Annotated in this window: 38 protein-coding genes and 1 pseudogene; 6 read left to right on the top strand and 33 right to left on the bottom strand. The window is 70.9% G+C overall.

Annotated features, from left to right (window positions below):
* Positions 1–247 precede the first annotated feature (247 nt).
* The 27 genes from ACWGO0_RS33610 to ACWGO0_RS33740 all read right to left on the bottom strand — a co-directional run bounded on the left by ACWGO0_RS33610 (position 248) and on the right by ACWGO0_RS33740 (position 13364).
* Entirely contained in the window at positions 248–877 is a 630-nt protein-coding gene (locus ACWGO0_RS33610) for a hypothetical protein (protein WP_365437374.1), read from the bottom strand.
* Positions 874–1380 carry a hypothetical protein gene (locus tag ACWGO0_RS33615; protein ID WP_365437376.1) on the bottom strand — a complete coding sequence of 169 codons (507 nt, stop codon included), beginning with the start codon at positions 1378–1380 and terminating at the stop codon, positions 874–876. The genes ACWGO0_RS33610 and ACWGO0_RS33615 overlap by 4 nt, the downstream gene beginning before the upstream one ends.
* Positions 1381–1391: 11 nt before the next feature.
* Positions 1392–1547 (bottom strand): hypothetical protein, encoded by a 156-nt coding sequence (locus ACWGO0_RS33620; protein WP_365437379.1) that lies wholly within the window; start codon positions 1545–1547, stop codon positions 1392–1394.
* 10 nt (positions 1548–1557) lie between these two features.
* A complete protein-coding gene (locus ACWGO0_RS33625; RefSeq protein ID WP_376041138.1) occupies positions 1558–2022 on the bottom strand; it encodes a helix-turn-helix domain-containing protein in 465 nt (154 codons plus the stop codon).
* Positions 2019–2282 carry a hypothetical protein gene (locus tag ACWGO0_RS33630; protein ID WP_375852323.1) on the bottom strand — a complete coding sequence of 88 codons (264 nt, stop codon included), beginning with the start codon at positions 2280–2282 and terminating at the stop codon, positions 2019–2021. The genes ACWGO0_RS33625 and ACWGO0_RS33630 overlap by 4 nt, the downstream gene beginning before the upstream one ends.
* Positions 2279–2503, bottom strand: coding sequence for a hypothetical protein (locus ACWGO0_RS33635; protein WP_375852322.1), 225 nt, complete (start codon positions 2501–2503; stop codon positions 2279–2281). Before ACWGO0_RS33635 ends, ACWGO0_RS33630 begins: the two co-directional genes overlap by 4 nt.
* Before the next feature lie 103 nt (positions 2504–2606).
* Positions 2607–2816: a hypothetical protein gene (locus ACWGO0_RS33640; protein ID WP_376041136.1), complete on the bottom strand. Its 210-nt coding sequence runs from the start codon at positions 2814–2816 to the stop codon at positions 2607–2609.
* A gap of 53 nt (positions 2817–2869) precedes the next feature.
* On the bottom strand, positions 2870–3514 hold the full coding sequence (locus ACWGO0_RS33645; protein WP_376041134.1) for a hypothetical protein: 645 nt from the start codon (positions 3512–3514) through the stop codon (positions 2870–2872).
* The gene (locus ACWGO0_RS33650) at positions 3511–3885 is read right to left on the bottom strand and encodes a hypothetical protein (RefSeq protein WP_375852319.1); all 375 of its coding nucleotides are present in this window, start codon (positions 3883–3885) and stop codon (positions 3511–3513) included. The genes ACWGO0_RS33645 and ACWGO0_RS33650 overlap by 4 nt, the downstream gene beginning before the upstream one ends.
* On the bottom strand, positions 3882–4079 hold the full coding sequence (locus ACWGO0_RS33655; protein WP_375852318.1) for a hypothetical protein: 198 nt from the start codon (positions 4077–4079) through the stop codon (positions 3882–3884). The genes ACWGO0_RS33650 and ACWGO0_RS33655 overlap by 4 nt, the downstream gene beginning before the upstream one ends.
* A gap of 112 nt (positions 4080–4191) precedes the next feature.
* Positions 4192–4416 carry a hypothetical protein gene (locus ACWGO0_RS33660; RefSeq protein WP_375852317.1) on the bottom strand — a complete coding sequence of 75 codons (225 nt, stop codon included), beginning with the start codon at positions 4414–4416 and terminating at the stop codon, positions 4192–4194.
* On the bottom strand, positions 4416–4574 hold the full coding sequence (locus ACWGO0_RS33665) for a hypothetical protein (RefSeq protein ID WP_375852316.1): 159 nt from the start codon (positions 4572–4574) through the stop codon (positions 4416–4418). The genes ACWGO0_RS33660 and ACWGO0_RS33665 overlap by 1 nt, the downstream gene beginning before the upstream one ends.
* Positions 4571–4765 carry a hypothetical protein gene (locus tag ACWGO0_RS33670; protein ID WP_375852315.1) on the bottom strand — a complete coding sequence of 65 codons (195 nt, stop codon included), beginning with the start codon at positions 4763–4765 and terminating at the stop codon, positions 4571–4573. Before ACWGO0_RS33670 ends, ACWGO0_RS33665 begins: the two co-directional genes overlap by 4 nt.
* Complete coding sequence (locus tag ACWGO0_RS33675; protein ID WP_375852314.1) at positions 4762–5271, bottom strand: hypothetical protein; 510 nt, start codon at positions 5269–5271, stop codon at positions 4762–4764. The genes ACWGO0_RS33670 and ACWGO0_RS33675 overlap by 4 nt, the downstream gene beginning before the upstream one ends.
* Entirely contained in the window at positions 5268–5594 is a 327-nt protein-coding gene (locus tag ACWGO0_RS33680) for a hypothetical protein (RefSeq protein WP_375852313.1), read from the bottom strand. The genes ACWGO0_RS33675 and ACWGO0_RS33680 overlap by 4 nt, the downstream gene beginning before the upstream one ends.
* A gap of 268 nt (positions 5595–5862) precedes the next feature.
* On the bottom strand, positions 5863–8310 hold the full coding sequence (locus ACWGO0_RS33685; RefSeq protein WP_376125421.1) for a phage/plasmid primase, P4 family: 2448 nt from the start codon (positions 8308–8310) through the stop codon (positions 5863–5865).
* Between the two features lie 82 nt (positions 8311–8392).
* A complete protein-coding gene (locus tag ACWGO0_RS33690; RefSeq protein WP_375852347.1) occupies positions 8393–8749 on the bottom strand; it encodes a hypothetical protein in 357 nt (118 codons plus the stop codon).
* 3 nt (positions 8750–8752) lie between these two features.
* A complete protein-coding gene (locus tag ACWGO0_RS33695) occupies positions 8753–9010 on the bottom strand; it encodes a hypothetical protein (protein ID WP_375852346.1) in 258 nt (85 codons plus the stop codon).
* Between the two features lie 33 nt (positions 9011–9043).
* Positions 9044–9472 (bottom strand): hypothetical protein, encoded by a 429-nt coding sequence (locus ACWGO0_RS33700; protein ID WP_375852345.1) that lies wholly within the window; start codon positions 9470–9472, stop codon positions 9044–9046.
* Positions 9473–9547: 75 nt separating this feature from the next.
* Entirely contained in the window at positions 9548–10135 is a 588-nt protein-coding gene (locus ACWGO0_RS33705) for a hypothetical protein (RefSeq protein ID WP_365438121.1), read from the bottom strand.
* Positions 10136–10151: 16 nt separating this feature from the next.
* Positions 10152–10973 (bottom strand): hypothetical protein, encoded by an 822-nt coding sequence (locus ACWGO0_RS33710; RefSeq protein ID WP_376041024.1) that lies wholly within the window; start codon positions 10971–10973, stop codon positions 10152–10154.
* 2 nt (positions 10974–10975) lie between these two features.
* Entirely contained in the window at positions 10976–11554 is a 579-nt protein-coding gene (locus ACWGO0_RS33715; protein ID WP_376041026.1) for a hypothetical protein, read from the bottom strand.
* Entirely contained in the window at positions 11551–11724 is a 174-nt protein-coding gene (locus ACWGO0_RS33720) for a hypothetical protein (RefSeq protein ID WP_376041029.1), read from the bottom strand. Before ACWGO0_RS33720 ends, ACWGO0_RS33715 begins: the two co-directional genes overlap by 4 nt.
* On the bottom strand, positions 11721–12224 hold the full coding sequence (locus ACWGO0_RS33725) for a hypothetical protein (RefSeq protein WP_375852360.1): 504 nt from the start codon (positions 12222–12224) through the stop codon (positions 11721–11723). Before ACWGO0_RS33725 ends, ACWGO0_RS33720 begins: the two co-directional genes overlap by 4 nt.
* Before the next feature lie 76 nt (positions 12225–12300).
* Positions 12301–12753 (bottom strand): hypothetical protein, encoded by a 453-nt coding sequence (locus ACWGO0_RS33730; protein ID WP_375852361.1) that lies wholly within the window; start codon positions 12751–12753, stop codon positions 12301–12303.
* Between the two features lie 144 nt (positions 12754–12897).
* Positions 12898–13155, bottom strand: coding sequence for a hypothetical protein (locus ACWGO0_RS33735; RefSeq protein ID WP_375852362.1), 258 nt, complete (start codon positions 13153–13155; stop codon positions 12898–12900).
* Entirely contained in the window at positions 13152–13364 is a 213-nt protein-coding gene (locus tag ACWGO0_RS33740) for a helix-turn-helix domain-containing protein (RefSeq protein ID WP_375852363.1), read from the bottom strand. Before ACWGO0_RS33740 ends, ACWGO0_RS33735 begins: the two co-directional genes overlap by 4 nt.
* Positions 13365–13568: 204 nt before the next feature.
* On the opposite strand from ACWGO0_RS33740, the gene ACWGO0_RS33745 reads away from it, so the two are divergent.
* The 4 genes from ACWGO0_RS33745 to ACWGO0_RS33760 all read left to right on the top strand — a co-directional run bounded on the left by ACWGO0_RS33745 (position 13569) and on the right by ACWGO0_RS33760 (position 16789).
* Positions 13569–14078 carry a helix-turn-helix domain-containing protein gene (locus ACWGO0_RS33745; RefSeq protein ID WP_375852353.1) on the top strand — a complete coding sequence of 170 codons (510 nt, stop codon included), beginning with the start codon at positions 13569–13571 and terminating at the stop codon, positions 14076–14078.
* A gap of 110 nt (positions 14079–14188) precedes the next feature.
* Positions 14189–14572, top strand: a complete 384-nt coding sequence (locus ACWGO0_RS33750; RefSeq protein ID WP_365435084.1) for a hypothetical protein — start codon at positions 14189–14191, stop codon at positions 14570–14572.
* Between the two features lie 19 nt (positions 14573–14591).
* Entirely contained in the window at positions 14592–15887 is a 1296-nt protein-coding gene (locus tag ACWGO0_RS33755) for a hypothetical protein (RefSeq protein ID WP_375852355.1), read from the top strand.
* A gap of 662 nt (positions 15888–16549) precedes the next feature.
* Entirely contained in the window at positions 16550–16789 is a 240-nt protein-coding gene (locus tag ACWGO0_RS33760) for a helix-turn-helix domain-containing protein (protein ID WP_375852340.1), read from the top strand.
* A 110-nt stretch (positions 16790–16899) separates the two neighbouring features.
* On the opposite strand, the pseudogene ACWGO0_RS33765 reads toward ACWGO0_RS33760, so the two are convergent.
* Positions 16900–17034: pseudogene (locus ACWGO0_RS33765) on the bottom strand (DUF397 domain-containing protein); the annotation flags it as partial.
* A gap of 107 nt (positions 17035–17141) precedes the next feature.
* Positions 17142–17324, bottom strand: a complete 183-nt coding sequence (locus ACWGO0_RS33770; protein ID WP_376126677.1) for a hypothetical protein — start codon at positions 17322–17324, stop codon at positions 17142–17144.
* A gap of 320 nt (positions 17325–17644) precedes the next feature.
* Here ACWGO0_RS33770 and ACWGO0_RS33775 point away from each other — a divergent pair, with 320 nt between their 5' ends.
* A complete protein-coding gene (locus ACWGO0_RS33775; RefSeq protein WP_375852342.1) occupies positions 17645–17893 on the top strand; it encodes a GntR family transcriptional regulator in 249 nt (82 codons plus the stop codon).
* Positions 17894–17964: 71 nt separating this feature from the next.
* Positions 17965–19389: a D-glucuronyl C5-epimerase family protein gene (locus tag ACWGO0_RS33780; protein WP_375852343.1), complete on the top strand. Its 1425-nt coding sequence runs from the start codon at positions 17965–17967 to the stop codon at positions 19387–19389.
* A gap of 55 nt (positions 19390–19444) precedes the next feature.
* On the opposite strand, the gene ACWGO0_RS33785 is transcribed toward ACWGO0_RS33780, so the two are convergent.
* From ACWGO0_RS33785 to ACWGO0_RS33800, 4 genes are all read right to left on the bottom strand, one after another.
* Positions 19445–20170 (bottom strand): collagen-like domain-containing protein, encoded by a 726-nt coding sequence (locus ACWGO0_RS33785; RefSeq protein ID WP_376041037.1) that lies wholly within the window; start codon positions 20168–20170, stop codon positions 19445–19447.
* Positions 20167–20499 (bottom strand): hypothetical protein, encoded by a 333-nt coding sequence (locus ACWGO0_RS33790; protein ID WP_375852334.1) that lies wholly within the window; start codon positions 20497–20499, stop codon positions 20167–20169. The genes ACWGO0_RS33785 and ACWGO0_RS33790 overlap by 4 nt, the downstream gene beginning before the upstream one ends.
* 83 nt (positions 20500–20582) lie before the next feature.
* Positions 20583–20768, bottom strand: a complete 186-nt coding sequence (locus tag ACWGO0_RS33795) for a hypothetical protein (protein WP_375852335.1) — start codon at positions 20766–20768, stop codon at positions 20583–20585.
* 15 nt (positions 20769–20783) lie between these two features.
* Positions 20784–21713, bottom strand: coding sequence for an N-acetylmuramoyl-L-alanine amidase (locus tag ACWGO0_RS33800; RefSeq protein ID WP_375852336.1), 930 nt, complete (start codon positions 21711–21713; stop codon positions 20784–20786).
* Positions 21714–21733: the final 20 nt, after the last annotated feature.

Below are 21733 nucleotides of genomic sequence, written 5' to 3' on the forward strand. Positions count from 1 at the left end.
ACCGTCGTCGGCATGGTGTCCGCCGGGATCACCATCGCGCGCGTGAGCGGCGTCGTCGAGAACCAGTTCCCCCTGCTGTTCGGTTCCGCCGCGGGAGGCCTGGTAGGTCGTCTCGTGCCCCTTCAGGCGGGGGTCGTCCTGGCGGATGGGCTTGGGGAATCCGAGTGCCATGATGGCGTTCCTGTCTCTTCGTTGGGATGGGACCGGGGCGGCCGGGATGCCTGGCAGCGAGCGGCCGCCCCGGGGTCTAGTGGCCGCCGACCTGGTGGCGGCGGGCGGCGTCTGCGGGGTCGCGTACGACGGCTCCCGCAAGGCCGATGGGCTCTACACGCAACCCCTTCTGAGAGGGGTCCTCGGGCGCGTTGTTGGCGTTGGTGTTGTTGCCTGACCTGCAACAACACGCGTCTGAGTGGGCGTCGCTCTCGGCCGGGGAGGGGGCCGGTATGTCGTCCTGGTGGATGCCCGGCCCGTTCCCTGCGGGTGTGCGCACGCCCGACCTGACGCGGATGCCGGCGGCCTTCAGCAGGGTGCGCACGGCCTTCGTGTCGGGCGCGCCGACCGCCTTCTGCAGCTCGGTGAGGAGGACGTGCCGGCCGTCGCCGGACAGCGTCCGCAGCGCGGCGGCGACGTCCGGGGCTTCCTCGGCCGCGGGCTCGTCCTCGTCGTCCTGGCGGCGGCGGGCGAACCACCGGGTGGCGCGCTGCCAGGCGAGGCACAGCAGTACGCCGACGACGACGTAGGCGGTCTCGGGGACGGCGGCGACCACTCCCCACATGGCGAGCAGCAGGACTGCGACGAGGACCAGGCGGGCGGTGCGCTCGCTCATCCCGCCGGCCTCGGCCTCGACGAGCGGCTGCTCGGTGTCCGTGGTGCTCATCCGAACACCCCGGTGAAGCCGCTGCCGAGGAGGTTGGCGCTCGACCCCAGCGGGATCGCGGCCACCCCGGCGACGTTGCCGGACAGGGCGATCAGGACTCCGGCAAGGCAGCCGAGGACGATCTTCGCGTTGGCCTGGCGGGGGCCCCACTTGAGTAGGCCGAGAAGGACGAGCGTGATCAGGAAGACGACGACGTACCCGCCGTCGGTGAGGACCAGCTGATTCGCGCGGGTGACGTCCGGGGCGTTGCCGCCGATCCCCCACACCAGCGCGGCGTAGCCGGCCACGTTGCCCGCCCACAGGGCGACCCAGGTGACACCGCCGAGGGCGGAGACGGAGCCGAGCGCTGCGAGGGCGGCGAGCATCCCGTACAGCACGGACAGGACGAAGGGGATCAGGGCTCCGAGCCTGCGCTTCTCGCGCATGACCCAGCGCATGACGAACAGGATGATGATGCCGACGCCGAGGGCGACGCCGCCGAGGTTGATGGCCATGTACGGCACAGCGGGGTCCTTCAGTGGAGGACGGTCACGGCGAGCGCGACGAGGGTGAGGATGAGCGCGCACGTCCCGGTAATGGGCGGGATGGTGCGCCGGTCGACGAGGGCGAGGCCGACGAGGGCGCCACCGGTGGCGAGGACGAAGAACGCGGCGAGCGCGGCGAGCCACATGGCGCGCCGCCTACTGCGCCGTGGCGGTGTCGTGGCTCGGGTGGCTCGCGCGCCGTACGGCGTTGGCGCGCCAGGTGGCGCGCCGCTGCTCAGCGGCGGTGTGGATGGCGCGCGCCACCGGCTCGGGCAGGCGGCCCGTGAACGGGTCAACGAGGATGTTCAGGTCCTGGACGAGCCACGCGGGCAGGTCGTGGATGAGCCGTGGCGCGCGGGGTGCGCCGCTGGTCGGCGGGGGTGGCGCGGCGTCCGGCTCGTCCGGCTCGTGGGGTGGCGCGTCCTGTGGCTCGTGGCGCGGCTCGTCCGGCTCGGTGCCCGGCTCGGCGGCTGGCGCGTCCGGCTCGTCCGTGGCGCGGAGGGCGCGCGCCACGGTGCTGTGGTGGATGCCGAGCTGGCGCCCGATGGCGCGGTGGCTCATGCCCTTGTCGGCGAGCTGGCGCACGGTGGCGCGGGTGGCGTCGTCGATCGGAGTGCTCATCGCGCGCCACCTCGCTCGGCGTGGCGCTTGGCCGCCTTGGTCTCCTCCTGGGCGAGCTTTTGGCGGAGGTAGTCGACGTTCCAGCCGAGGTCTGCGGGGTCCTCGTCGAGGGCCTTGCGCACGGTGAGAGCCCAGCCGGCACGCTCGACGAGGCGGGCCTCGTAGCCGGGGGCGTCGCACGGGAGGGTGATCGCGTCGAGGACGGCGGTGAGGAGCGCGCGCAGGTCGCGCACCTCGTCGGGGGTGGGCTTGGTGCTCATCGCGCACCACCTCGCTCGGTGCCCCGTGCGATGAGGAACGCGTCGTCGCGGTGGTTCTGGACGCGGCGGGCGGCGTTGCTCTCGTAGTCGGCGCGGCACAGCCGGTGCAGTTCGGCGAGGCGGGCGTTGGCGGCCGTGCGACGGATGAAGCCTCCGGCGACCAGCCGCCGGGGCGTGGGGGAACTTGCGGCCCCGACGGGGCGCGCGAAATGATCGGGCATGCCGACTCCTGCTCTGATCAGGATGTTCGGTAGAGGGTCGGGCGGCGCGCGCGCCTCCTCGGTGTTCCAGCACCGTGGAGAGCTGCTGTCCGGCCCTCGCTGTCTATTCGGTTGTGTACTTCTTGATCGCCTTCGCTACGGCGGTCCAGCTGAGGTTCAGCTGTTTCGCCAGGGCGTAGACGCTGCCGAGTTCGCCAGCCCCTTCCTTCAGGGCTTCCGCTCGTCGTCTGCGGGCCTGTTCCGCTTGGGCTTCGAGCTGTTCCAGCAACTCGTCCTCCGTGCGGATCCGGTCCCGCCATGGGGGCGTCTTCACCTCCCCAAGGGTATCGCATCCCCCGTTATGCGCAACCCCCCATTGCGTACTGCTCACGCGGCCTCGCTCGGCTGGAGCTGCTTCAGCAGCAAGTAATCCTTCGGCTGGTACTCGGTGCCGCACCAGCGGCACGTCAGCGTCGCCTCCCCGGGGTAGGAGCGCAGGACGGCCCCGCACACCTGGCCGTCGGGGAAGGCGGCGACACACAGTCCAATGCGTGTGCCGTGCTGGCGCTTGCGCTCCTCCGGGTCCTCCGGGTCGACGATCGTAAGCACGTCGCCCTCCAGGCCGCGCACCTCGACCGCCATCTCCCCGGCCAACGGCCAGCTGCTCGCGATCCAGTCCATGTTGATGGTGAGGGCGCGGGCGGCCACGGTGACGCGGCGGCCAATGTCGGCGGGGACGGCGGGGGTGCCCCAGCCGCGGTCGGCTTGCATGGCGGCCCGCCAGTCCTCGAGGACTCCGGCGATACCGCCGGCCGCGCGGAGGCTGAGCACGTCCTCGCGAGCGGGCAGCGGCGCCTCGCAAGGCCGGGTGCGCCCGTACTGGGGGCTGCCGCTGCTGCCGGGGGCGAGGAACGCCTCCAGCGCGGCCCAGAGCCGCGGCATGCGCTCCAGGCGCTGGGTGGTGGCGCGAGTGCAGCCGTCGCACAGGTAGCCGTGCTCCAGCTGCCGCTCGCACAGTCCGCAGTCGTTCACGGGGTGCTCTGCTCCTTCGGCTCCGGGAGGGCGGTCCGAATCGCCTCGACAGCGGTAGCGGTGCGGATCGTGTCCGGCAGCCGCTGCTCCCACGCGTCGGTCATCTGCCGCACGCGCTCGATGGCGGCCTCCGCCTGCTGGGTCGCCGCGCGTCGTTGCCCGGTCCGGCGCCGCTCAGCAGCCAGCTCGGCGGCGATCCGGTCGCGATCACGTTCGATCTCCTCGGCCTTGGCCTTCCACGTGGCGCGGCCGTTGATGATCTGCTCGACACGGCGGCGCAGTGCCACGCCCTCGGCCTCGCTGAGGACGCCGCGGGCGGCTCGGTCGGCGAGGACGCGGAGAAGGTTCAGCGGGTCGGTGGGCTCGGTCATCGTGCGCTCCGCGGGTCGTCGGGGATGTCCAGGCCGGCCACGATCGCGTCGAAGCGGGCGCGCTCGTTGGCGATGAACGCGGCGTCGTCGTCGCGGGCGGCGGCGCCGACGGGCACGTACCGGATGCGGGCCGTTCGGTGGCCCCAGCACCAGCCGGCGGCAAGGGCCAAGAGGGCGGCGAGGAGGTAGGTCACGGGTGCCTCTTTCGGGTGTGGCGGCGGATCGCGCGCCCTGCCCGGTGGAGGCCAAGCAGGGCGGCGCTGATGAACGGGCCTGCGACGAGGCCGAACGCGAGCGCGTAGGCGATCACGCGGCTTCCCGGTAGTCGTGAGCGGCTGCGCGCCTGCTGCGCGCCCAGGACGGGCGGACAGTGCGCCGCCACAGGGCGCGTGCGGCGGCCGTGAGGACGGCAATCGTGCCGAGGAGGGCGAGGGTGCCGGCCGCGGCGAAGACGGCGACCCAGGCGAGGAGAGCCCAGCCGAGCGCAACTGCGGTGTCGATGGCGTCGGCGAAGAGTTCGGCGCTGGACATCAGTTGCTCCTTGAGGCGGTGGCGGGGCGGCCGGCGGTGATGTGCCAGCCGAGCGCCTTGAGTTCGGCGACGACGAGGCGGGACAACAGGTCGGGGCTGGCTGCGGGGTGTTCTTGCATGACGGAGGCGATGACGGCGCGCACGGCGTCGGGGATCACGCGGCGGCTCCGTGGGGGCAGTGGCCGACGGTGACGCGGGCGGTCAGGGCGAGAACGTCGCGACGGCCGGTGGCGCGCTGGTGGTGGCCGCAGCCGCACAGCCAGTCCGCGACCGGGGTGTCGTCGCGGTCCAGGCCGCGGACGGTGAGGCCGGCCGGGATGCCGGACACGAGGGTGGGCTGCTCGCTCACGCGGCACCGTCCTCGGCGACCAGACCGCGCGACCTGGGGTCGCAGTGCGTGCAGTGGCACGGCCCCTCGGCGTAGGCGGGCGTCTGGCATTCCCTGATGTCCGTCCAGCCGGTGGCGTCGCTGATGACGAGGACGAGTTGCCCGCCCGCAGTCTTGCTGCCCAGGCGCATGTCCGGGCCGACGAGGCGGGTGTGGTCGTCGTCGTCCAGGAGCCCGGCGTCGACCAGGCCGTCGACGGCGGCCTTGAACGAGGGGTACCAGTTCGCGGGGTCGGCGCGGCCGGCGCGGGCCGGGCGGTAGTAGCCGACGATGCGGGCCCGCTCGAACAGCGCGTTGGGTTTGGCCGCGGCGAGCGCCTCCACCAGCGGGCGGTGCCCGGCCACGGCCTCGATGGCAGCCGCGCGGATCGTGCGGGTGCGCTCGGCGCGGACGTGGTGGTGGGTGCGCCGGTTCGCGTTCAGCAGCGGCAGCCCGGCGGGAAGTTCGATGGTGAAGGACTGGCTCACAGCAGGGTCTCCTGGACGGGTCGGGGTCGGCATTCGTGGTCGGCGAGGACTTGATGGGTGCAGGCGGTGGCGTGCCAGCGGTCGCGCCAGCGGATGCGCGCCGGGAGGTGCTTGTGCTGGACGAGGCACCACAGGAGCCGTCCGGCCGGCGCAGTGGCCGGGTCGACGGGGTGCGGGTCGGCGCGGACGTCGACGGCGGCGACGCGGTCCGCGGTGCGGGCGACGATCGTGTCCGCTTGGCAGCGGGGGCACGGCTGGTGCCGGGGGCGTTGGGCGGAGGCCTCAGCGCGGGCGGCGACGAGGTGCGCGGGCAGGCTGGCCATCAGGCGCCGCCGAAGGGGTGCGAAGGGGTTGCGAAGGCATGTGCGAAGGGGTGCGCGAAGGGGTTGACCTGCGGTGCGAAGGGGTCGAAGGGGTTTTGCGCTGCTCCCCTTGCATAGAGGCACTGCTGGTTTTCCTTCTCCTTATGTGCGTGGGCGTAGAAAAACCCCTTCGACCCCTTCGACTTGCAGGTCAAAGCCTTCGCAGACCCCTTCGCAAACCCCTTCGCAACCCCTTCGCACCCCTTCGCAGACCCCTTCGCACGGCCGGTCATCGGGCACCTCCGAGCAAGGCCATGGCGAGACCGAGCGTCACGGCGCGGCGGGTCCTGGAGTCCTTGGACTGGGCGTAGCCCTGCTCCTGCAGGCGGACGGTGAACGCCTTCATCGACATGGGGTGCCGGATCCCGGCCTTCTCGGCCCACGTCTTGTAGCTGCCGTACAGATGGCCGTTCTCGGTGACGGCGTCGGCGACGTCGTCGGTCTCCTCTTCCAGCCATGTGGCGAGCGGGTTGGACTGGGCGATGTGCTCGCGGGTCTTGGCGGTGACGGACTCGGGGACGGCCAGGCCTTGCTTCTGCCAGTCGAGGCAGCCGCGGATGGCCCAGTTGAGGACGCCTGCCGCTTCGCGGGCGAGGATCTTCTCGGCGAGGCCCTGGATCCGCTTGGCCGGCGGGACGATGACGTCCCAGCCGATGTCCTGGAGGCGGCGGGCCATGCTGTGGCTGCCGGACACGTCGGGCAGGTGGTTGGTCGCCAGGTGGATCTTCCCGACGGGCTTGAACTCGAAGAACTCGGCGTTCAGGAACCGGGCGGACACGGGGTCTTCGCCGGTGAGCCGCTTGACGAGTTCCTCGTCGAGGGGCTTGCCGCGGCCTTCCGCGTTGCGGCCGGTCTCGGACGTCGACAGGAGCCGTTTGCCGACCATGCGGGCGATGTCGTTGGGGATGCCGCCGTCGCCGTGCTTGGCCATCAGGGTGGAGGCGGGCACGGCCTGGGCGTACTCGCCGAGGAGGCCCATGACGACGCGCATGAATACGCCTTTGCCGTTCTGGCCCTCGCCGTGGTGGATGAACATGACCTGCTCGCCGGTGCAGGCGGTGACGCTGTAGCCGACGACGCGGGCGAGGTAGGCGCGGCGCTCGAGGTCGGGCATGACGCCGTCGAGGAACTTGTCCCACATGGGGCAGGTGGCGTTCGGGTCGTAGCAGATCGGGGACTGCTGCATGAGGTAGAGGCCGCGGTCGTGGGCGCGGAGGTCGCCGGTGGTGAGGTCGACGATGCCGTTGGCGACGTTGAGGAGCATCTCGGGCTTGTCGAAGGCGTCCATGGTGGTGTGGACGGCGGGGTAGGCCTGGAGGACTTCGCGGGCGGCGGCGAGCTTGGGCCGCATGCGCTGCTTGCGGGCCCAGGCGAGGAACTGTTCGTGCTGGCTGGCGGTTTCCTTGCCCTTGTCGTCGGTGACGGGCTCGTCGCTGTAGTTGGGGGCTTCGTCCTCGAGCTGGTTGATGGTGTCGACGACGCGGGTCCACACGCCGGTGTTGGCGGCCTTGAGGTTCCAGCGGCCTTTGTCGTAGTAGGCCCAGCGTTCGATGTCGGCGAGCCATCGGATTTCGCTGCCGTGGCGGTCGATGACGCGTTCGGCGTTGCCGAGGTCGTCCCATTCGCGGGCGGGCATCGGCACTGGGGTGGGGGCGGGCTCCTCGGTGGGCTCGGTCCAGCCGCTGGTGGCCGTCTGCGGGGCGGGGGCGGACTGCGGGGGGAGGAGTCCGGCGAAGGCGTTGCGGTCGCGCGCGGCGGGCGGCCAGGGGGTGCGCGGGTGGGCCATGCCAGCGGTGAGCCCCGAGTTGATGGTGGGCATGGCACGATCGTCGGGATGGCCGCCCGCGCGGGCCGCGGCAAGCAGCGCCTGCCGGGCCTCGGCCTCGGTGAGGGCTCCGGCGCCGACGAGGGTGCCGATGTTGAAGGCGCTGGTGTTGATCTGGTTGTTCTGGTCGCCGTCGGCGGCGCGGGCGATGGCGTCGCACTCGTCCTGGACGGCGCGGCGGGTGTAGGCGTCGAGCTGCGCGGGCGGCAGCTGCAGCGCCGGGGCGGGGCCGGCCGCGACCGGGGCGGGTGCGGGCTTGGTGGTGAGGGCGGTGAGGAGCCAGGTGGGCGCGGCAACCGGCGGCCGGTCGGCGTCTTCCAATTCGTAGACGACGCCGGTGGCGTGGACGGAGCCGGGGCCGATGACGTAGGCGTTGCCGGCGCGGACGTCGCCGTCGAAGCGGCCCTTGAGCGTGCCGAGGCTGTTGCCGAGCTTCATGCTGGCGGGCGCCCAGTAGTAGTCGTGGTGGCCCTGCGCGGTGTGCACGCGCATCGTCGGCGTGTGCCGGTGGCCGAGCGCGGCGGCCGCGTCTTCGATGGCGCCGGGCCGGTCGGAGTCGATGACGAGGAGCTGCTCGCCGTCGGGGCCGGTGCAGGCGCCGACGGCGACGCCGACGTTGCGGAGCTGGGTGCCGAACTGGGCGCGGGCCTGGTGTTCGTCGAGGGTGTGGCTGCGGGTGAAGGCGACGGCGGGGTGCTTGCCGCGCTGGGTGCAGGTGGCGGGGTCGTGGCCCTGGCCGATGCCGATGCAATGGAGCAGGCCCGGGTGGTCCACGGGGAAGACGGCGAAGCCGTGGCGGATGAGCCACAGGGCGCCGTCGAGTGGCGTGTCGCGGACCGTGGTCGTGCTCAACGGGTGTGCTCCTCGGGTTGGTTGGGCGGGGCCCGCCCGCCGCGGGCGGGGAAGGACGGCGGGCGGGCTCGGGGGAAGGCGGTCAGCTCAGGTCGGGGACGCAGAGCCAGCCAGGCCCAGCGAGATCGGGGAGCGTGCCGTAACCGAGGGCGTCGACCGCGGCGGCGAGTTGGTGATTCCAGTCGGCGAGCTGCTCGGGCGTAACGGTCTCGGGCGTGACGTGCTTGTACGTGCCGAGCTCGACTTCGTCGCACTGGGTGGTGAGGAACAGCTCGTCGGCGTCGTAGTTGCCTGCGGACAGGTATCCGACCTCGGGGCACCGGTCCTTGAGCGACTTGAGTTCGGCCTCAATGCGGTCGTTCTCGGCCCACGGGTGGACGCCGTCCGGAAGCGGAACGTGGACGCCGTAGGCGAAGTAGGTGGAGTGGTACATGCCCATGGGTCACGCCTCCTTGCTGGCGGTGTCGTTGGCGATGGCGGTGAGGTGGGCGGTGCCGTCGGCCTGGTTGGCGGCGAGGTTCATGGCGTCGACGAGTTCGGGGTAGGCGGCGCGGAGGCGGGCGGTGTGCTGGAGGTCGGCGGCGTCGATGGTCTGCATGAGCAGCTCGGTGAAGCGGCCGGGCCGGAAGCCGCCGGGGCGGCCGTAGTGCCACAGGACGTGGCGGGCGGTCTCGCTGCCGATGGGCGGTGCGGTCTGCATGCGGTGTTCCTCACGGGCTGATAGGCAGGCGGATCAGAGGGCGTTGGCCATGACGCTGGCCAGGCGGGTCATGAAGGCAATGCGGGCCCGGTCGTCGATGTCGGGGCTGAAGGCGCAGTGCAGGCGGACGAGGGGCGTGTCGTCGCCGTCGACGGTGAGCGTGTGGTCCTCGGGCTCGAGGCCGTCGGCGCCGAGGTCGACGGCCCACTTCGAGACGTCGGCCGCGCCGTTGATCAGGGCGTGGATCTTCCGCTGGACGGTGTTGTACGCCTCGCCGCTGTCGGCCTCGAACGGGAGCAGCTCGCTCCACGTCTTGCCGCCGTCCTCGTGCTCAGTGGAGGCGACGATGTCGTCGTCCATCTGCTCGCCGACGCACATGAACTCGGGGTCCTCGGTGAGCGTGGCGTGCTGGGCTGCGGCTTCGACCCGCAGGTCGTCGTCGGTGTATGGCTGATCGGTCACGGCCGATCTCCTTCTGCTGGTTGGGCCGCCCGCCGTCGCGGCTGGTCAGCGGCGGCGGGCGGTGGCTGGGCGGGCTTAGAAGGGGGGCTCGTTGCCCTGCTGCGGGGCGGCGTAGCCGGGGCCGATCTCGCCGGTGACGGCGTTCACGCCAGCCGGGACCGCGGGCGGCGGGGCCTGGTACTGCGGGGCGGCGGCCGGGGCGGCGTACTGCGCGGGCGCGGCCTGGGCGGCCGGGGCGTTCAGCTCGGACTGGGCGGCGGGGATGTAGCGCGCCGTGTACTGCTTCGGTGCGGAGAAGCCGCGCTGCTTCTGCTCGCCGTCGTGGGTGTAGGTGACGGCGAGGGTGCCGCCGACCTCGAGGCCGCGGGCGCCGGCGGCGCGGACGGCGTCGGCGACGGCGTTCTTCATCTGGCCCTTGACGAAGATGCGGCGCTTGCCGTCGTCGTCCTCCAGGGCGTGGTCGCGCTGGTCGGTCTGGACGGTGACGACGAGCTGCATCATCGGGTCGCCGTTGTTCCAGAACTTCTTCTCGCCGGTCTGGATGTCCCGCTGCTGTTCGACCTTGGGCTGTTCGGTGATGCGGCCGCCGACGGTGGTGCCGGGGGTGGGGAACTTGGCGGTGGGTGCTCCGCCGCCGCCCATGAGGAAGCTGTTCGCGTCCATGCTGATGCTCCTTCGCTTATGCGATGAGGGATTCGAAGCCGTGCCGCGGCGCGGCCGACTGCTGGATGCCGGGGCAGCCGACGCTGGGGTCGGTGCTGCCGGGCTTGAACCACTCGCAGAACCGGCACTTCGCCAGTTCGTCGGTGGGGATCTGGGACCACCAGTCGGGGCCGTAGTCGCTGAGAGCGGCTTCCGAGCTGGCGATGCGCTGCTTGATGTGGTCGAGGCGGGCGAGCCCGTCGAGGGCGACCTGCCGGTTGTACGGCTCGGTCCAGACGTGGACGCGGAGTTCGTGGTAGCGGGCGACGAAGCAGATCGCGACCCGGTTCACGGTCTCGCCCGCGTTCTCCTGGCCGAGCCCGTACAGGTGGGCCTGGATGCGGTACTGAGGGCCGGGCCCTTTGCGCCGGTAGTCGTCCTGCGTGCTGTGGCCGACGAGCTTCCAGTCCCAGACGGTGCCGGTGGCGCGGTCGAACAGGTCGGTGCTGCCCGCGATGACGGCGGCCTCGATCGGGGAGGCGTGGACGGTGACCCGCTCTTCGATCTTGTAGCGGGGCCGGCCGTCCGGGAGCGCTGTCTGGCGCCGCTCGAAGGCTTCTTCCATCCAGGTGTGGAATCCGGTGCCGATGATGCTCGCGGCCGGGTCGCTCGCGGCGGCCGCGCGCGGCCAGTCGAGCAGCTTGTACGTCAGGCGCCGCTCGCACGGGTCGCCGACCTCGCTGGGCCCGAGCCGCTTCTGGAGCGACCGGGGGGCGTTGTGGGCGGTGTCGACGATGAGGCCGGCGATGCGCTCGGCGAGCATCTCGCCGACCTCGTCGCTGCCGCTGGTGCTGGCCATGGTTACGCCACCACCGCCGTCCGGGCGCCGCCGTACACCGGGGTGGCGTTGTGCTCGCGCCAGGGGAGGACTGACTTGAAGGGCTGGCGCCAGGCGATCGGGCCGTGACACTTGCGGTACGGGTCGTGGAACCACTCGCGACGGAAGGACAGGCGGCGGCAGCCCGGGCACTGAATCTGCGGGCCGAACTCGCGGCCCATCTCGCTCTCGAAGGCGTCTTGCCGTTCGAACTCGTCGAGCCTGCGTACCTCGTCGGAGCCGTTGGTCGGCGTCTCCTTGCTGAGGTCGGTCTCCCACGAGTCGTCGGCCGCGTTCAGCAGGGCGTTGTCCTCGCAGTCGGCGTCGACCCAGAGGACGTAGGTCAGCGTCCGCTCGATGACGACCGGGAACTTCCGCTCCCCGACTCCCCACACGCGGGCCTCGCGGGCGGCTTGGTCGAGCAGCGCCTCAACGGCCGGGTCGGGGTCGGCCGGCTCGGGCCGCGACCACTTCTTGTCGAAGTACTCGTGGTCGCCGGTGTGCCCGAGGTCCAGGCGGCACTCCTCGTAGGAGCCCTGCGGGTATGGCTCGTTGCACTTCATGAGGCTTCCTTGCTGGTCTGGTTGTTGAGGCCGAGGGCGTCGAGGAGGAGCCGGAGGTCGCCGCGGTCGCGGGCGGCCTTGAGGACCGCGCGGGATGCGGCGGCGCGCTCCTCGCGGGTGGTGTCTGCCTTGGCGGTGTGCAGGTGGTCGCTGCCGCGTTCGACGTTCACCGGGCGCCGCCCCCACGGGTGTTGAGGGCGTAGTGGCGGTTGTCGGGGTCGTCGACCAGCACGAGGTGTCCGGCTCGCTGCAGGGCGGTGAGGTCGTGGCGGGCGGTGCCGCGCTGCACTACGCCGGGGTCGGTCAGCGCGTAGAGGCTGAGGACGCGGTGGGTGTTCCAGGCGCCGCCGTGGGTGCGGATGGCGTCGAGGAGTCGGGCCTGCCGCTCGGTGAGCCCTTTCGCTTCCTCGCGGGCCACGTCGTCGTCGCTCGCGTGGTGGTGCAGCAAGCGCCGGACCTCGTCCATGTCCGCGTCGTCGACGCGAACCACGGTGCGGAGGGTGCGGACGAGCTGCCGGTACATGGCCAGCTCGCCGGGGTACGCCTCCGCGTCCATCTCGAACTCGGCCACGGCCGAGCGGATCAGGTCGTCTGCGGTCAGGTCGTGCAGCGCAACACCGGTGCCGTAGGCGTCGGACAGGGCGCGGCGGATGTCGTCGAGGGCGCTCATCGCTCGCACCCCCGAACCACGGCGATCGAGCCGAGGACGTACAGGGCGAGCGCGGCAAGGGTGACGGGGAGCGCGATCACTGGGCGGCCCTCGTCTCTTCGCGCAGGGCCTGCGTGGGGGCGATGCGGCGGGTGATGCCGTCGGCCTCGGCGGCGGCGTCCTCGCGCTGTCCGGCGAGGAGGGCGCGCAGGCGCCGCACCTGCGGCTCGACGTTCTCCTCGAGGGCCGTGGCCTTGTCGGTGAGCGCGTGGGCGATCGGGTCTTCGTCGACGGGCCGGTCCTTGGCGACGAGCAGCTCTTCCAGCTCGGCGACGCGGGCCCGCAGCTCCTGGCGGCCGCGCTGTGCCGACGCGAGCGCCAACCGCAGCCGCGCGTTGTCCTGCTCTTCCTCCCACCGAGCAAGGCAGGCGCCGGTGATGTCGTTCCGCAGCTGCTCGTGCTCGGCGGCCTGCTGGGGCGAGTTGAGGAGGCGGGCGGAGTCGAGGGCGAGGATGACGCCGGCGGCGGCGTTCACGCTGCGGGTGGCCATGCCGGACTCGCTTCGACGCGGCAGGGGGTGGTCTGGGATGATTGCGGTCACGGTGACCTCTGCTTTCTCTGCTGTGTAGGGGCGCCGGTCGTGGGGTCGCTCGGGCCGGGAAGCTGTGAGCGGCCCTTCGGCGCGTTCAGGGGTTCAGGCGGTCCGCGCGAACGGCTTGACCGCGTGCCGCTCGTTCTGGCGGCGCAGGTCCTCGGCGGTGAAGGTGATGCGGCCGCCGTCGCGGTGGTGGTGCACCTCGCGGCGGTAGCAGCGCTCCTTCAGGACGCGGACGCTCCGGTACGGCAGGAGCTGCCGGGCGACGACCTCTTCGGGCGTCCACCGGCGGAACTCGGCCTCGTCGGTGCTGGGGTCCGCGATGCGGCGGACGATCTTCGTGGCCTTCACGGTCACGGCTTCTTCTCCTCTTCGGCGATCAGGTCCTCGTCGACCCGGAGGGCGGTGGCGACCTTGCGGACCTGCTCAGTTCCGGTGTCCTGGATCTGCTCACGCTCAAGGCGGGAGAGGTAGCCCCTGTTCAAGCCGGTCTGCGCTTCAAGCTCAGGCAGGCTCATTTTCCGTGCACGTCGGATGTCCCGGATGAGTGGTCCTCTTGGCTTCACGCCTACATTCTGAGCACACCTTGGCTACGGACGCAAGCAGCCTGCCTACACTCTGGGCACAGATTCTGTGCTTCTGGCCTATGCCAGTGGCAGCCGATAGGGGCGGTATGCAACTCGTGAGACGTAAAAGGCTCAACAACGCGCAGGTCAAAGCGCCGAAACTTGGCTACGCGCATGCAACCTGATGGGGCATGATGGAGACTTATGGATGAGGCAACGAAGCGACTGGGAACTGAGCTGCAGGCTGCCCGCGAAGGCCGGCGCCCCCGGCTCACCCAGCCCCAGGTAGCGGAGCACCTGGGCGTCAGCCGGACCACGATCCAGAACATCGAGGCAGGCCGCTTCCAGCGGGTCAACGCGAACATCCGCGACTACGCGCGCCTGCTCGGCTGGCCCGAGGGCGCCGCCGAGCGCGTCATGGAAGGCGGCACGGTCCGCCCGCCCGACGAGCCGCCGGCCACCGCGGAGCCGTCCGCCCCGGCCGCGCTCGGCCTCTCGCCCGCAGTGGAGATGGAGCTGCAGGCCGGCGAGACGCTGGAGTCGAACGTCATCAACCTCGGCCCGGACGAGGACGACGGGCACATCATCGTCGTCCTGCAGAGCCGCAAGGGCGCGACGCGGGAAGAGATGGCACGGGTCGCGGCGCGCTACCGCAAGGCCCGCCGGTACCTCCAGAGCATTGCTTCTGAGACTGATGAGGTTGCAGAGCCCTAAGAAAACAGTGCTGCCCTAGTGTGCTACCGCGCAAAGTGTGGTTGCATGCACGTACCGTCACCGGGAGGGGGGGACCACTCGGCGGATCGGGGCATTACATGTTTGCGCGAGTGGTGCGACGCAGTGGGAACTACTTCACGCCGCACATAGGTGATCAGCCCTCCGGGCTCGTCGTCTGGGTCCACGAAGACGACGTCACGGAGGAAGGCCGGAAAGCGTTCGAGGACGCGCTCGCCGAGCAGATGCAGCGTTGGGAGCCGCGTTCCCCGGGAAGCCCCCGCGGGCGCCAGATTCCCTTCACTATGGATCGACGACAACGCATCGAGCACGACATTCCGCTGATCGTCGAGGACCGGCCCGACTTCATCCACTACACCGTCCGGGCTTCGCTCATCACCGAGCGAGCGGCCCGGGCGCTCACCCGCGCCCAGTCCAAGGAATCAGCGAACTGGCAGCGCAGGCCTGCGCGGCGGACCAGCCGCACGGCGATCTGAAGGGGGAGGGAGCGGGGCAATGGCCTTCGCAGAGAAGGTGTACAAGGTCCGGAACGGCAAGCAGACCAAGCAGTTCACGTGGCGCTCGAGGTACAAGAAACCGGACGGCACCTGGGGGTCCGAACCTGGTTTCGCCACCAAGAAGTTGGCCGAGGAGTGGGGCGACGAGCAGGAGCGCCTCATCAAGGCCGGCACATGGATTGACCCCGACAAGCGGGCCACGACGTTCGGCGAGTTCGCCGAGGCGTTCATGGCGGCCCGCCGTAAGCGGGGGCGCACGGTCGGGACCCGGTGGGACCGGCTGGACAACCACATCCTGCCCAGGTGGAAAGACGTGCCGCTGGGCGCCATTTCGTGGTTCGACGTCGACTCCTGGCAGCAGAGCATGACGGTGGAGGACGTTACCCGCGGGCACTGCGTGTCGCTGATGTCCACCATCATGACGGCGGCTGTGGACGCCGGGTACATCACAGTGAACCCGTTGTTCGGCCGACGCCGCACCCGCGACACGTCGGGTGAGGCGGCCTGGACGAAGCCACCGAAGGTCCGCCGGGATGGCGGGGCCCGCCCGGAGGATGCCGTGCTCGTCGCGGAGCGCCTCGGGCCGGCCATCGGCGTGCACGTGCTGGCGACGGCGTTCACGGGCCTGCGCTGGGGCGAGGGCCTCGGACTGCATCGGGACAACGTGCTGCTGATGCGGCGCCAGCCGTGGGGCGCGGGCGAGTTCGTGTGCCCGATCCTGCGGGTGGTCGAGGAGTATGCGGAGTACCAGGAGCGCGACGAGCGGGGCCGTAAGAAGGGGTACGTCCTGAAGCTGGAGCCGACGAAGAACGACGGCTCGACGCGCGACGTGGACGTGCCGCCGTTCCTGGCCGTGCTGCTGCGGAACCACCGTCAGGACTGGCCGCACGAGCGGCCGTTCAGCACGCCGAGCGGGACGCCCTGGCGCCGGGGGAACTGGTCACGGTCTTTCCGGCCGGCGTGCGACGGGCGTGAGGAGCGGTCGAAGCGGCAGGGCGTCGCGTACCGGGCGGCGTGGGAGCCGATCCTGCCGGGCTTGGACATGCGGGCGTTGCGGGCGCTGCACGACACGATGCAGTCGGAGATCGGTGTGAAGGAGCCGCTGGCGTTCGAGGCGGCCGGTCACCGGCGGCCCGGCATCAAGCGGCACTATCAGCGGCCGACTCCGGCGATGCGCGCGGAACGGCTGGACGGGCTGGAGTCCGTATTCTGGAAGGCGATGGCGAACGTGGGGCTGCGCACGCTGTGGGGCCGCGTGGACCTGATGAAGCATCCCACGGAGTTGATCTCCTAAATCTCTCCTAAATGATCTTGACCGGTACTCCCCCGGCAGGTGCCATCAGGGAAGACCAGCGGCTAGAGAATCCCTCTCCTAAAGCGGGTGTCGCAGGTTCGAATCCTGCCGGGGGCACACTGTTGATCAGGGCAAAGGCCCCGGTTTCCCCAGGTCAGATGGGGGCCGGGGCCTTCGTCGTGCGGTCGCACTCACTCTGACTACACACTCACTACGGGCTGACTACACACTCACTACGGGAGTTGGTCTCCTAAATATCCCCTAAATGATCATGGCGTTGCTGCAGGTCAGCAGACGAACCGGGCGCCCCTGCGCTCCCACTGGCGGGAGGGCAGGGGCGCCCGGAGTGCCGGACCGTACAGAGGGGGGGACCACTGTGTGAACGGTCCGGCACGGCTGGTTTGCCCGGTCAACACCATGTCTAACAAACGGATGCCGACCTGGTCATTCACCCGTTCGTGTGAACACCCGTTCGAATATGCACACTACACACAGCCCTGCGGCATATGCCAGAACCGCAAGGCTACGGGTCGAACTTGATGGAATGTCACGCCATGCGGACCGGATGCCCCGTGTCCCACGGTGCATGCCGGTCAATCAAGATCGGAAAAGGCGGAACGTATTCCGCAGACACATGATCACGCGGCATCGACGTTTGTCGAGTGCTTGCCCTGCCCGACGACGATGACGACAGCTGGCTCTCCGAGGTCCATCAGGCCATCGGGGACCGGGTGCGCGCCGAGCGGCTCCGGCAGAACCTGACCCAAGACGCTGTGTGGCAGGCCGCGCGCATCGATCGGCGGACGCTGCAGCACGTGGAGGCCGGCCGGGACGTGAAGCTGTCCACGCTGGCGCGCGTCGCCCGGGTCCTGGGCGTGCCGCTCGCCGACCTTGTGCGATGAAGCGGCCCCGGCCGGTGTGGACACCAGCCGGGGCCGCAGCGCGCAAGGGTCAGGCGCCGAGCGTGCCCACCTTCACCGCGCCGAGGAACGTGGTCCAGGCGCGTGGGCGCCACGGCTGCGGCGCCGCGGGGACGGTCCTTGGTGTCCCGGAAGTACGCGCCGGACGACGTCTTGGCGACCTCGATGCAGGCGCCGTTGCCGGTGCTGTAGCTCGACACGTGCCAGGGCAGAGTGGTGCTGTCCATGTGTTGCCTTTCTGGTGGTTGTTACGTGATGGGGCCCCGTCCCCGACGGGGGGCGGGGGCGGGGCCCCTGCCCGTGCCCGGCCTGCGTTCTTGCCGGGTCCGGGAGTTCAGTGGCGGCACCGCGGGCACCGGCACGGCGGCCACGCCGAAGTCAGCGCGAACGGGTCAAGCGGCTCATCAGCCGTCACGCACACCTCGTCACGCCGCTCGATGATCTCGCCGTCGTGGATACGGGTCACCCGCATCGTCATCAGCCGCATGGGCGCCTTGCCGGCCTGCCCGGCGCTCACTGCTCGCCCCGGTGCGCGGTGGCACGATGCCGGCGGAGCCACACCCGGCAGTCGATCGCCCGCGAGAGGTCGCCCGCCCGCTCCGCGCTGGCCTCCTCGACTTTGAGTCGTCGGCATTCGGAACACCCGGGCACTGCCGGCGTCGGCGCTTGTGTTCTACGATCCATGCGTCACTGCTCCCTATGTAGCGGTGGCCACACCCCCCGGGCCCTGCCAGGCCGCGGGGGTTTCTTGTGACCCAGACCATACCGCGCCTTACCGAGGGTTGCCGAGGGGTCCTGCGGTCGCGCGGCATGGTGCGGGAACCTACGGTCGCCGGTATGAGCGCTGATCTCGACCGGACGCGGGCGGTATGGAGGCAGGCCGCGCAGATCGTCATCGGCCGGATCAAGGACGGCACCTATCCGCCCGGGACCCGAGTGCCCTCGACGCTGGAGCTGGCAACCGAGCTGGGGGTCGCGGCGTCGACGAGCCAGAAGGCGCTCGCCTATCTGCGTCGTGAGGGCTGGTTGCGCGGCGAGACCGGGATTGGAACCTTCGTCGCCGACCGGCCGCCCCTCGACGGCTGAGCGCGCCCAGGTGCCGGCGGACGCCACGTCAGGCCCTCGCTATCCGTGCCGCTGCCGGGGACACTTGTAATATGCAACTTACCTTTCAGCAGGCTGGCTACCGTCTCGTCACTGATCTGCCGGAGGAGATGCGGCCGTGGCGTGACCGGCCGACCAAGTGGGAGAACGTCTCCCCCGCAACCGGCACCTATCATCTCGACTCTGGCGGCGTGTACCTGTACTACCCGGACGTCGGCAGCGCCGGACTCGACCACCCCGTGGGTCAGGCGCAGTTCGGGCTGGGCTGTATCTCCAGCTACCGCGCGGAGACGGACCCGGCTCGCCGGGCGGTGTTCCTGACGCGGGCGAAGACGCAGGCGGACCGGCTCATCGCCAAACGGCTTGAGGCCCGGGGCAGCTGGTGGTTCCCGTACCCCTTCCCGTTCACGCACGCCGTGCACACCGGTGTCTCGTACAAGGCGCCGTGGTATTCGGGGATGGCGCAGGGCGAGGCCATCTCCCTGTTCGCGCAGCTGTCCCAGCTGGACGGCGTCTGTGGCGAGGACCGGGCCAGGTATCTCGCGGCGGCCGACGCGGCGTTCGCGTCGCTTCAGGTCGCGGACGACGGCTACCCGTGGGCGGTCAACGTCGACGGCGCTGGCTATGTGTGGCTTCAGGAGTACCCGGGCAGCGAGCCGGGCACCGGCGACTACACATACAACGGGATGGTCTTCGCGATGTTCGGGTTGTGGGACTACTACGTCGCCACGGGCAGCCAGGATGCGGCAGCCCTGTACGACGGGTGCGCGACCACCATCGCCAGGTACTTCCCTCAGCTGCGGAACACCAAGTGGGCCTCGCACTACTGCCAGACGCACCGGATACCCGCGCCCTCCTACCACCAGCACCACATCAACCTGCTGCGGCAACTGCATTGGCAGACTGGCAGCCCGGACTTCGCCGACCACACGGATCGGCTCGTCGACGACTACCCGGCCAGCGTGACGGGCACGGTCCAGTTCGCGGCCGGCACGCACACCCTGTACCGGTACGACACGGCTGCGGACGGCTCCTGGGTGGAGTCCAGGGCGGACAAGGTCTTGGAGACCAAGTCGGTGACGTTCAGCCGGGCGACGCAGGCCCCGGCGTCGATGCGGCGCCGGATCCAGAACCGGGGCATCTACTACCGGATCAGCGCGGGCCCGTATGAGGGCTGGTGGGTGGGCGAGGCATGGCCCAACTCGCACCTGCTCGGGCAGTACCTGACGACCCTGTACCGGCCCACCCGCACGGTGACGTTCCCCGGCGGCAGCGTGCCGGTGGACACGTACAAGGTGGCGACGGACGGCACGGCGACCATCAGGACGGTGTCCTTCGTGAACCCGTCGAACGCGCCGACGGACCGGCGGGCGATCGTCAACGGGCGGCCGTGCTTCCAGATCACGGCGGGCGGACTGACCGGGTACTGGGTGCCGGCGGTATCGGTGACGGTCAACTCCTCGGGGCCGACCGGCTAAGGGCTGCGGTAACGACGAAGCGGCCCCGCCCTCCCGAAGGAGGACGGGGCCGTGGTCATGGGTACTGGCGGCGGTGCGGGTCGAGGCCTAACGCCTCCGGGGTGTTGCCGTTGCCGTTGTTGCCGGGCTGGTTCGGCGGCGGGGCGCCGTCCCGCCTGCAGACGAGCGCGTCGGCATCCCATGACGGCGCCTGCAGGCTGTACCCGTCGGGGCATGCCTGCCCGGCCCTGCCGTCCTTGCCGTCGTGGCCGTCCCTGCCGTCCTTGCCGGGCGGTCCTGCGGGTCCTGCGGGTCCTGCGGGTCCTGCGGGCCCTACCGACCCTGCCGACCCCGCCGGGCCTGCTGGACCGGTCACCGTAGCGCCGGGCTCGCCTTGCCCGCCGGACGGTCCTGCAGGGCCGGGCGAGCCGGGCGGGCCCGTCGCACCCGGCCGTCCTGGCTCGCCCTGCGGACCGCGAGGCCCGGCCGGGCCCGGGATTGGCACAGGCACCTGAGCACGCGCGGGCAGATCATCGACCGCCCGCGACGGGTCCGGCGCCGCCGGCGTCCCTCCCCCCGCTTTGATCTGCGAGCGCAGCACCCGCACATCCGTCGCCAGTGTGGCCACGGCGTCCCCGCGCAGGTCCGCCTCGGCGGCGAGGTCATCCGCCCGGCGGTCTCCCGCGTCGATGCGTAGCCACACGAGGACGACCGCACCTGACAGCACGAGTAGCACGGCTGCGACCGCGAGGAATCGCCATTGCTGTACGTGGAGCGGCCTCGCGTGGCGACGTGTGTTCACGTGGGGTGTCCTCCCAGCTCGACGATCTGTGCGCGCAGCCGCGTGTTCTCACTGCTGAGTTCGGTGATCTGCCGCTGTAGTGCCGCCTTGTCGGCGCGTTCGCTGGCGAGTTCGGCGTAGGCGGCGGCGAGCTGCCGTTCGTTTTCGACGAGCCGGTCGCGCAACTTGTCGCGTTCCTCTTGCAGGTTGTCGACGAGTGTCGAGTAGCCGCCGAGCACGGCGCCGGACTGCGAGGCCCTATTCGCGCCCCGCTGCCCGATCAGTGCGCCGACCGCAGATGCGAGCCCGACGGCGATGGCTCCGACGGCGCCGAGCTGCGCAGCGTCCACGCAGGACCTCCGATGGTGCAGTGGGGGGTGAGCAGGGCGCCGCGGCAGTCGTCGGGTGAGCCGCCGGACCGCCACGGCACCCATCAGGCGCCCGTCGAAGGCTGCTTGTTGGGCACGGCGTAGGTGACGCCCCAGGCGCCCAGGACCGCGAGCGCGATGGTGATGCCCTCGGTGGCCGTGACCTGACCGTCCTGCACGGCGGTGACTGCAGCCGTGGCGCCCGCGGCGAGGCCGGCCACGATGGACTTGGCGATGCTGGAGATCTTCATGGTGTCCTTCTGGGATCAGGCGGTGACGGTGAAACCGTGCTTCGCGGCGAGGCGGCTAAGGGAGTCCTTGCCGGGGATGCCGTCGGCGCTCTGGCCAGGCTTGCGGCCGCGGAACCCGCACCGCTCCTGCCAGCCGCTCATCGCGTCCTTGGTGGCCGTGCCGTAGTGGCCGTCCAGGTACGTCTTGGCGAGCAGGCCCTCGTCGACGAGCGCGGCCTCCACGGCGCGCACCCCGGCGTAGGTGACCGGCGTCCCCTTGGCCTGCGGGTCGGTCTTCGCCGCCTTGACCAGCTTGGACAGCGACACCGTGGGCTTGGCCGGGGCGGGCAGGCTGGTGGTGGGCGGCTTGCTGTCGAGCCGCTTCGCGACGCGGTCGAGGATCTGCTCCCAGTCCATGCCGGGCCCGCGCGGGTCGACCTTGCCGGGCTGCCAGTCCAGGTGCCGCAGCGCCGACCGGGCGCCCCACCCGTGCTGCCGGCAGATCGCGGCTATCACGCGGACGATGGCCTCGATCTGCTCGGTCGGCCACGGGTCCTTGCCGTCGCCGAGGTTCTCGCACTCGAAGCCGTAGAAGGCCCGGTTGCCGTCGGCGGTGGCCTCGTTGTCGACGGGCGGCCGCCGCTCTGCGATGACCGCGGACAAGACGTCCGGGTCACCGAGGCCGGCGTGGTTGGCGCGGCCCCAGCCGACCGTGTGCACGCGCCCGTCCTTGGCGATCATGCCGTGGCAGAGCGGGCCGGGCAGTCCGGCGTACCCGTCGCGCACGATCTTCACCGTGTTCGCCGTGCCCTTGGTGACGGTGTGGTGGATCATCACGCCGTGCACCGGACCCCACGGGCCCTTCGCGTTGCGGTTGTGGTTCTTCCAGTCGCCGACCTCGACGACGGTCACGCCCTCAGCCTTCAGGGCGGCGAGGAACTGGGCAGCGGTGAGTGGAGTTGCCACGGGATGCCTCCAGGCATGAG

Source organism: Streptomyces sp. NPDC055749, from assembly GCF_053617235.1.